The organism is Enterobacter cloacae complex sp. IR53030, from assembly GCF_049238365.1.
GTDB classification, from domain to species: Bacteria; Pseudomonadota; Gammaproteobacteria; order Enterobacterales; family Enterobacteriaceae; genus Enterobacter; species Enterobacter kobei.
Window position 1 is genome coordinate 1 of sequence record NZ_JBMKHA010000073.1, and the last position, 810, is coordinate 810.

Sequence of the window (810 nt, forward strand, 5' to 3'; positions counted from 1 at the left end):
ACGCTTAGTTACACTAAGGAAACCATAATGAATCTGACTAAAAATTGCGCTCCACCAGTCATGGATGTTATATTAAAATATAATATTCGGAGGTGCTCTATGTATACCACTCGCCTGAAAAAGGTCGGCGGATCCATCATGTTGGCGGTTCCTCCCGCCGTGCTCAAAACGCTGGAGCTGTCGACGGACAGCGAAGTCGGCATGACCATAAATAATGGCTGCCTGATTATTGAACCCCAGAAACGGCCCCGTTATTCGCTTGAGGAACTGCTTGCACAGTGCGATCCGCACGCCGAAATGAGCGACGAGGATCGGGAATGGATTGATGCGCCTGTGGTGGGCAAGGAGATCCTGTAAATGGACAGAGGGGAAATTTGGCTCGTCTCACTGGATCCTACAGCCGGACATGAACAAAGCGGAAAACGTCCGGTGCTTATCGTATCGAAGGCATCTTTTAACAAGCTGACCCGGTTACCCGTTGTTGTTCCCATCACCAGCGGTGGAAACTTTGCACGTACAGCCGGTTTTACCGTCTCCCTGGACGGTGCGGGAACAAAAACGATGGGCGCTATTCGCTGCGACCAGCCCAGAACCATTGATATGGCTGCCCGGAGCGGCAAGCGGCTGGAACGCATACCAGACGCAGTGGTGAATGAGGTGCTTGCCAGGCTGGATGCGATTCTGAATTAACATCAGAGACGCAGAAAAGCAAAAAGCCTGCTCTAAAAGCAGGCTTTTCAAATTTGGCTCCTCTGACTGGACTCGAACCAGTGACATACGGATTAACAGTCCGCCGTTCTACCGACTGAA

At 51.2% G+C, this 810-nt stretch carries 2 protein-coding genes; both read left to right on the top strand.

What is annotated here, in order from left to right:
* The first annotated feature begins 99 nt into the window (after positions 1-99).
* Entirely contained in the window at positions 100-357 is a 258-nt protein-coding gene (locus ACOTXR_RS25115) for a hypothetical protein (protein ID WP_058690818.1), read from the top strand.
* Positions 358-690: a type II toxin-antitoxin system PemK/MazF family toxin gene (locus ACOTXR_RS25120; protein ID WP_045134957.1), complete on the top strand. Its 333-nt coding sequence runs from the start codon at positions 358-360 to the stop codon at positions 688-690.
* The last annotated feature ends 120 nt before the right edge of the window (positions 691-810 follow it).